Source organism: Kitasatospora sp. NPDC057198 (genome assembly GCF_042670125.1).
In the GTDB taxonomy this organism is placed as follows: Bacteria; Actinomycetota; Actinomycetes; order Streptomycetales; family Streptomycetaceae; genus Kitasatospora.
In genome coordinates this window covers 1-7,615 of sequence record NZ_JBHUWH010000382.1, presented here as the reverse complement: position 1 = coordinate 7,615, position 7,615 = coordinate 1, and the positions used below count along the sequence as shown (strand labels likewise).

Annotated in this window: 8 protein-coding genes and 1 pseudogene; 6 read left to right on the top strand and 3 right to left on the bottom strand. The window is 74.8% G+C overall.

Annotated features, from left to right (window positions below):
• Together ACFUEL_RS30720 and ACFUEL_RS30715 are read right to left on the bottom strand one after the other, a co-directional pair.
• Nucleotides 1–292 (bottom strand): hypothetical protein (locus tag ACFUEL_RS30720; protein WP_380240054.1); only part of this gene is annotated, 292 nt, incomplete at its 3' end.
• A gap of 28 nt (nt 293–320) precedes the next feature.
• Nucleotides 321–1,112, bottom strand: a complete 792-nt coding sequence (locus tag ACFUEL_RS30715) for a PspA/IM30 family protein (protein ID WP_380240053.1) — start codon at nt 1,110–1,112, stop codon at nt 321–323.
• A 204-nt stretch (nt 1,113–1,316) separates the two neighbouring features.
• Between ACFUEL_RS30715 and ACFUEL_RS30710 the strand changes: the two genes are divergently transcribed.
• Nucleotides 1,317–1,919, top strand: a complete 603-nt coding sequence (locus ACFUEL_RS30710) for a DUF3043 domain-containing protein (protein ID WP_380240052.1) — start codon at nt 1,317–1,319, stop codon at nt 1,917–1,919.
• 194 nt (nt 1,920–2,113) lie between these two features.
• A complete protein-coding gene (locus ACFUEL_RS30705; RefSeq protein ID WP_380240056.1) occupies nt 2,114–2,824 on the top strand; it encodes a class I SAM-dependent methyltransferase in 711 nt (236 codons plus the stop codon).
• 76 nt (nt 2,825–2,900) lie between these two features.
• On the opposite strand, the gene ACFUEL_RS30700 is transcribed toward ACFUEL_RS30705, so the two are convergent.
• Nucleotides 2,901–3,101, bottom strand: coding sequence for a hypothetical protein (locus ACFUEL_RS30700; protein ID WP_380240055.1), 201 nt, complete (start codon nt 3,099–3,101; stop codon nt 2,901–2,903).
• 104 nt (nt 3,102–3,205) lie between these two features.
• On the opposite strand from ACFUEL_RS30700, the pseudogene ACFUEL_RS30695 reads away from it, so the two are divergent.
• From ACFUEL_RS30695 to ACFUEL_RS30680, 4 genes and pseudogenes are all read left to right on the top strand, one after another.
• Nucleotides 3,206–3,754: pseudogene (locus tag ACFUEL_RS30695) on the top strand (bifunctional adenosylcobinamide kinase/adenosylcobinamide-phosphate guanylyltransferase); the annotation flags it as partial.
• 11 nt (nt 3,755–3,765) lie between these two features.
• Nucleotides 3,766–4,884, top strand: coding sequence for a nicotinate-nucleotide--dimethylbenzimidazole phosphoribosyltransferase (locus ACFUEL_RS30690; protein WP_380240051.1), 1,119 nt, complete (start codon nt 3,766–3,768; stop codon nt 4,882–4,884).
• A 257-nt stretch (nt 4,885–5,141) separates the two neighbouring features.
• Nucleotides 5,142–5,870: an adenosylcobinamide-GDP ribazoletransferase gene (locus tag ACFUEL_RS30685; RefSeq protein WP_380240050.1), complete on the top strand. Its 729-nt coding sequence runs from the start codon at nt 5,142–5,144 to the stop codon at nt 5,868–5,870.
• A 224-nt stretch (nt 5,871–6,094) separates the two neighbouring features.
• A complete protein-coding gene (locus tag ACFUEL_RS30680; protein ID WP_380240049.1) occupies nt 6,095–7,591 on the top strand; it encodes a leucyl aminopeptidase in 1,497 nt (498 codons plus the stop codon).
• Nucleotides 7,592–7,615 lie beyond the last annotated feature (24 nt).

Below are 7,615 nucleotides of genomic sequence, written 5' to 3'. Positions count from 1 at the left end.
ACTCCGGGAGGCCGGGGATCAGACCGTCGCCCTCGTCCCGGAGCAGCTCGCGGACCTGGTCCAGGGACGCCTCGGCGTCCGGCAGGATCAGGTCCGACGGCTCCAGCGACTCCGGCGGCAGCGGCGTGCCGACCTCGCGGACGGTCGCGAGCAGGTTGCCCAGCGCCGCCTTGAAGGCCGCCTCGTCGCCCGCCTCGACGGCCTGGAGCAGCTCGTCGTCCAGCTGGTTCAGCCGGTTCAGGTCGCCCTCGGCGACCTCGAACTGCCCCTCACCCAAGACCCGCATGATCATGCTGATGCGTCTCCCCTTGCTCGCCGGCTTACTTCTGGTAGTTGATGGTGGGCGGCGGCGGGGTGTCGTTCTTCCCCTGCTCGATCGCCTGCGGCTGGGAGGCGGGGCTGCCGCCGGTCAGCTCGGCCTTCATCCGGGCCAGCTCGAGCTCGACGTCGCCGGAGCCGGCCACCCGCTCCAGCTCGGCCTCGATGTCGTCCTTGCGGCCGAGGCCGCTGGCGTCGTCGAGCGCGCCGGAGGCCAGCAGCTCGTCGATCGCGCCCGCGCGGGCCTGCATCTGCGCGGTCTTGTCCTCCGCGCGCTGGATCGCCAGGCCGACGTCGCCCATCTCCTCGGAGATGCCGGAGAAGGACTCGGCGATCCGGGTCTGCGCCTGGGCCGCGGTGTAGGTGGCCTTGATGGTCTCCTTCTTGGTGCGGAAGGCGTCCACCTTGGCCTGCAGGCGCTGGGAGGCGAGCGTGAGCTTCTCCTCCTCGCCCTGCAGGGCCTGGTACTGCGTCTCCAGGTCGGTGATCTGGGACTGCAGGTTGGCCTTGCGGCTGAGCGCCTCGCGGGCGAGGTCCTCGCGGCCGAGGGAGAGCGCCTTGCGGCCCTGGTCCTCGTACTTCGCGGACTGCTGCTGGAGCTGGGTCAGCTGGAGTTCCAGGCGCTTGCGGGAGGTGGCCACGTCGGCGACGCCCCTGCGCACCTTCTGCAGCAGTTCCAGCTGCTTCTGGTAGGAGTAGTCGAGCGTTTCGCGCGGGTCCTCCGCCCGGTCCAAGGCCTTGTTCGCCTTGGAGCGGAAGATCAGCCCCATACGCTTCATGATTCCGTCGCTCATGGGCCTCGATAGCCCCCTTCTTCGGGCCTGGGTTTGCGTCTCGTGACAGGTCGAGTGTATGCGCGGTGAGGCCACCGGCGCAGTGCACCAGCCTGCAACAATGCTGCTACAGCAAGCGGGCGTTCGGCATCGTCCTCACGATCGATATCGGTTCGCGTCCGGGGTCGCGCCGGAAAGGCCCCGGTCAACCCGTACGCTGGGAGTGTGTTTCGACGCCGCTCTGATGAATCCGCCGCCTCCTCCTCCACCGTCACCATGACGCAGGAGGACGAGCGGCCGTCCCGCGACCCGCAGGCCCCCAAGGGCCGGCCCACGCCCAAGCGCAGTGAGGCCGAGGCCCACCGGAAGACCCGGGTCACCGTCCCGAAGGACCGCAAGGAGGCCGCCAAGCAGGCCCGCCAGCGGATCCGGGTGGAGCGCGAGAAGCAGCGCACCGCGCTGCTGGCGGGCGACGAGCGCGCCCTGCCGCCGCGCGACAAGGGGCCGGTGCGGCGCTACGTCCGCGACTTCATCGACTCCCGGTGGGCCGCGGCCGAGTTCTTCCTGCCGTACGCGGTCGTGGTGCTGGTGCTCAGCATCACCAAGGTCAACTACCTGCAGCTGCTCTCCACGCTGCTGTTCATGGTCTTCTTCGTGGTGGTCATCCTGGACTTCGTCCGGATCGGCTTCCAGCTGCGCAAGGGCCTGGCCCGGCGCTTCCCGAACGAGGACACCCGCGGCGCGGTGATGTACGGCCTGATGCGCACCCTGCAGATGCGCCGGCTGCGGCTGCCCAAGCCGATGGTCAAGCGGGGCGAGCGGCCCTGACCGCGGAAGCCGTTCCGCCCTACTGGGCCCCGCCCGCGCAGCAGCCGGTCGGGGCCTTCGGCGCCCCGGGCATCCCCCCGCAGTACGGGTACGGGTACCAGCCGCAGGGCCGGCACGGGCGGCTGCCGGCCCGCGGCGGGCCGTACCACAGCGGGGCCGGCGAGTGGCTGGAGCGGCACGGCGGGCTGCACAACCTGGTCCGCCAGGAGCTGGTCACCCGGCAGTTGGCCGAGCAGCTCACCCGCGGCGTCGCGCTGCGGGTGCTGGACGTCGGCTGTGCCGAGGGCGTCCAGGCGCTGCGGCTGGCCCGGGCCGGGCACTTCGTCACCGGCATCGACCCCGACCCGGCCACCCTGGGCCTCGCCCACCGGGCGCTGGCCGCCGAACCGCCGGAGGTCCGCGAGCGCGTCCAGCTGCTCACCGGCGACGGCCACCAGGTGGGGCGCTGGTTCGGGCCGCGCAGCTTCGACCTGGTGCTCTGCCACGGCGCCCTGATGTACCTGCCGGACCCGGAGCCGATGCTCGCCTCGGTGGCCCGCATCCTGGCCCCCCGCGGGCTGCTCTCGCTGCTGGTCCGCAACGGCGACGCGCTGGCCATGCGGGCCGGGCTGATGGGCGACTGGCGGGCCTGCCAGGAGTCCTTCGACTCCACCCGCTACACCAACCGGCTCGGCCTGCCCGCCCGCGCCGACCGGCTCGCCGAACTCTCCGGCACGCTGGCCGGCTTCGCCGTCCCGGTCCGCCACTGGTACGGGGTGCGGGTCTTCACCGACGCCATGCCGGACGAGGCCGCCCCGGTCGACGGGCGGCAGCTCGCCCAGCTGCTGGACGCCGAGGAGCGGGCCGGCAAGCAGGACCCCTACCGGCAGGTCGCCGCGCTGCTGCACGTCGTCGCCGGGAAGTGACGCCCGGCGGCGGGCGGGCCCCGGCGGCCGGCCCGGGTCGGTGGGGCCGGTGCTCCGGGCCGGCGGGGGCCGCCGCTCAGGCTTCGTGCAGGCTCATCGGGTAGACGTCCCGCCCGTCCTCGACCAGGACCACCCGGTCCACCCCGTCCTCCAGCAGCGTCTTCCACTCCTCGCCGATCCAGGACTCGGCGTCGCCCTGGCTGGAGAACTCCTCGGCGCCGTTCGCCGGCTCCACCACGGTGCCGTCGTTCTTCTCGTACCGCCAGGTCCACACCATGCCGGGCTCCTCCGCGAGTCGTGCCACTGGGATCGTGACGGTAGCGTGCCCACCCGGCCCGGGGGCGAAGCTCCGTCCGGCAGGATGATCGCATGGCTCTCCCCCGCACCCTGCTCCTCGGCGGCGCCCGCTCCGGCAAGTCCACCCGGGCCGAGCTGCTGCTCGCCGACCGCCCCGACGTGCTGTACGTGGCCACCTCCGGCACCCGGGACGGCGACGCCGACTGGGCCCGCCGGGTCGACCTGCACCGGGCCCGGCGCCCCGCGTCCTGGCGCACCGCCGAGACCTGCGCGCTGGAGGAGGTGCTGGCCGACCGCTCCGACCCGGCGCCGGTGCTGATCGACTGCCTGGCGCTGTGGCTGACCGCCGTCATGGACGAGTGCGGGGCCTGGGACGACGCGGTGTGGCTGGGCGGCGGGCAGGAGGCGGTGGAGGCGCGCTGCGCGGCGCTGGCCGCGGCCTGGGCCGCGACGGGCCGGGAGGCGGTCGCGGTCTCCAACGAGGTCGGCATGGGCGTGGTGCCCGCCACCGCCGCCGGCCGGCGCTTCCGGGACACCCTGGGGCGGCTCAACATGGCGGTGGCCGACGCCTCCGAGCAGGTGCTGCTGGTGGTCGCCGGACAGGTGCTGACCGTCAAAGCGGTGTCCGTGTAGATTGCCGAGCGATGGACACCACCGTGGATCTCGACACTTTCTCCTCGCTCGTCGAACGGCCCGACGAGGGTGCGCGGCGCGGCGCCGAGGAGCGTTGGCAGCAACTCGCCGTGCCGCGCGGCGGCCTGGGCCGGCTCCAGGAGCTGGGCAGCTGGCTGGCGTCCGCCCGGGGCGAGGAGCAGCTCCGCCCGCTGACCGGTGCCCGGGTGCTGCTGTTCGCCGCCGACCACGGCGTCGCCTCGCTCGGCATCTCCACCCTGGAGCCCCGCGGCGGCACCGCCGACCGCGTCCGGGCCGTGCTGGACGGCACCGCGCCGGTCGCGGTGCTGGCCCGCCGCTACGGCGCGGACGTCCGGGTGGTCGACGTCGCCGTGGACGCCGACCCGAACGAGTTCCCCGAGGAGGTCGTCCGGCACCGGGTGCGCCGCGGCTCCGGGCGGATCGATGTCGAGGACGCGCTGAGCACCGAGGACGCCGTCCGGGCGTTCCGGGCCGGCATGGCCGTGGCCGACGAGGAGGCCGACGCCGGCACCGACCTGGTGCTGCTCGGCGACCTCGGGGTCGGCTCCACCACGGTGGCCGCCGTACTGATCGGCGCGCTGTGCGGCACCGACGCCGCCGCCGTCACCGGCCGCGGCTCGGGCGTCGACGACCGCACCTGGATGGTCAAGTGCGCCACCGTCCGGGACGCGCTGCGCCGGGCCCGCCCGGTCCTCGGCGACCAGCTCGCGCTGCTCGCCACCTCCGGCGGCGCCGACTTCGCCGCGATCACCGGCTTCCTGCTGCAGGCCGCCGTCCGCAAGCTCCCGGTCGTCCTGGACGGGGTGGTCTCGGCCGCCTGCGCGCTGGTCGCCCAGCGGATCGCCTTCCGGGCCCCCGAGTGGTGGCGGGCCGCCGCGCTCACCGGCGAACCCGCCCAGGCCAAGGCGTACGACCGGCTGACCCTGACGCCGCTGCAGGACGCGGGCGTCACCATGGGCGAGGGCGTCGGCGCGGTGCTGGCCCTCCCGCTGCTCCAGGCCGCCGGCGACACCCTCGCCGAGCCGGCCGCCGTGCCGAGCGCGAAGCCGCTCCCGCCGCGGGCGCCGGCCAAGCTGCCGACGGCGGCGGACCTGCTGGACCGCTACTGACCCCGGTGGGCGAGCAGCACGCGCAGCCGGGAGCCGCCGGTGAGGGGGAGGGGCTCTCGGAAGAGGGCCCGACGTCGGTGTCTTCCGGACCCGCGCAGTTCCCCGCGCCCCCGGCGGGGCGGGGAACGGGCGACGGACCCGGACAGCCGCGGGTCGAAGGCGCGGACGGGCTCTCGGGAGAGGGCTCGACGTCGGCGGCTTCCGGCTCCGCGCGGTCCGCCGGGGAGGGCGGCGGGTTCGCGTTGGCGGGGGCGGGGGTGCGGTTCGGGTTCGGGACGTTGACGGTGCTGCGGGTGCGGGTGCACCGGTGGGACCGGGGTGCGGGCGGGGCGGCGATGGTGCTGGCGCCGCTGGTGGGGCTGGTGGTGGGGGTGTCGGCCGGGGCGGCGGGTGCGCTGGCGGCGTGGCGCGGCGGGGGGTTGCTGGGCGGGGAGGCCGCGGTGGCGGTGGGCGCGGCGCTGACCCGGGGACTGCACCTGGACGGGGTGGCGGACGTCGCGGACGGGCTGGGCAGCGGGAAGCCGGCCGGGGACGCGTTGCGGATCATGAAGCAGTCGGACATCGGCCCGTTCGGCGTGCTGACGCTGGTGCTGCTGGTGCTGGCTCAGATCGCGGCGCTGGCCGGGCAGTTCGGGGTGTCGCCGGTGCGCGGGGCGCTGGCGGCGGCGGTGGCCGCGACCGCGGGGCGGGCGGCGCTGGCCTGGGGGTGCCTGCGGTCGGTGCCGGCGGCCCGGCCGGGCGGGCTGGGGGCGGTGGTGGCCGCCACGGTGCGTCCGGGGGCGGCGGTGGCGGTGACGCTGGTGGTGGCCGGGGCGGCGGCGGCGCTGCGCTGGCAGCTGGGGGTCGCGGTGCTGTGCGGGGTGCTGGCCGCGGGCGGGCTGCTGCGGCGGTGCGTGCGCCGGTTCGGCGGGGTGACCGGGGACGTGCTGGGCGCGCTGGTGGAGACCGCGGCGACGGCGGTGCTGGTGGCGGCCGCCGTGCTGTGAGGGTGCGTCAACTCCCGTACCGTGCACGAACTCACGCTCCGTCACGGGCGGCGGCGGTTCGTGCACGGGGTAGGCGGGGCGGCGGGATCCCAGCATGCGGACTACCATGCGGTGAGCACCCTGGCCGTGTGCCCCGTCTCTCCGCGGAGTCCGCCTGGTGTTCTGCCGGTCGGCAACGGAGCCGTCACCGGCTGTGGACCGCGAAAGAACAGGACGCATTTGTCGTGACTGCACTGTCTGTGAGCACCTCTTCCGCCGTGAGCCTGCGGGCGGACGCCCTGGTGGTCGGTGTGGCGAAGGGCCCCAAGGGCCTGGTCGTCGCCCCGGGCGCCGAGGCGGTCACCGAGGCGTTCGAGGGCAAGCTGGCCGAGGTCCTCACCACCCTGGGCGCCACCGGCGCCGAGGGTGAGGCGGTCAAGCTCCCCGCTCCGGCCGGGGCCAAGGCGCCGCTGGTGCTGGCCGTGGGCCTGGGGACGGCTCCCGAGGGCGCGTTCGGCGCCGAGGAACTGCGCAAGGCCGCCGGTGTCGCCGCCCGCACGCTGGCCGGGGCGAAGAAGGTCGCGCTGGCGCTGCCGGCGGTCTCCGCCGAGGAGGTCGAGGCGGTCGCGCTGGGCGGCCTGCTCGGCTCGTACTCCTTCGGCAGCTACAAGGGCGAGGTGGCCAAGGCCCCGGTCGCCGAACTGGTGCTGCTGGTGGAGCGCAAGGGCTCGAAGGACGCCAAGGCCGCCGTGGAGCGCGCCGCGGCGATCGGCGAGGAGATGAACCGGGCCCGCGACCTGGTCAACACCGCCCCGAACGACCTGAACCCGAAGTCCTTCGCCGCGATCGCGCAAGCGGCGGGCAAGGAACACGGCCTGAAGGTCGAGGTGCTGGACGAGAAGGCGCTGGCCAAGGGCGGCTTCGGCGGCATCCTGGGCGTGGGCGTCGGCTCGGCGAACCCGCCCCGGCTGGTGAAGGTGGCGTACACCCACCCGAAGGCGAAGGCGTCGCTGGCCTTCGTCGGCAAGGGCATCACCTACGACTCGGGCGGCATCTCGCTGAAGCCGGCCGGCCACAACGAGACCATGAAGTGCGACATGTCGGGCGCCGCCGCGGTGTTCGCCGCCGTGGTCGCCGCCAAGCGGCTGGGCCTGCAGGTCAACGTGACGGCGTGGCTGGCGCTGGCGGAGAACATGCCGTCCGGTTCGGCGACCCGTCCGGGCGACGTGCTGCGGATGTACGGCGGCAAGACCGTCGAGGTGCTGAACACCGACGCCGAGGGCCGGCTGGTGCTGGCCGACGCGATCGTCCGGGCCGGCGAGGAGCAGCCGGACGTGATCGTCGACGTGGCGACCCTGACCGGCGCGATGGTGCTGGCGCTGGGCACCCGCACCTTCGGCGTGATGGCCAACGACGAGGCGCTGCGCACCCGCCTGCACGAGACCGCGGGCGCGGTGGGCGAGGCGTCCTGGCCGATGCCGCTGCCGGCCGACCTGCGCAAGGGCATGGTCGAGTCGACCGTCGCGGACCTGGCGAACATGGGCGAGCGGATGGGCGGCGGCCTGGTGGCCGGCCTGTTCCTGCAGGAGTTCGTCGCCGAGGGCATCTCCTGGGCGCACCTGGACATCGCCGGCCCGGCGTTCAACGAGGGCGGCCCGCACGGCTACACCCCGAAGGGCGGCACCGCGAGCGCGGTGCGCACCCTGGTCCGCTTCGCGGAGGACACCGCCGCGGGCGAGTGACCGTCCGCGCGCGGGGCCCGGCAC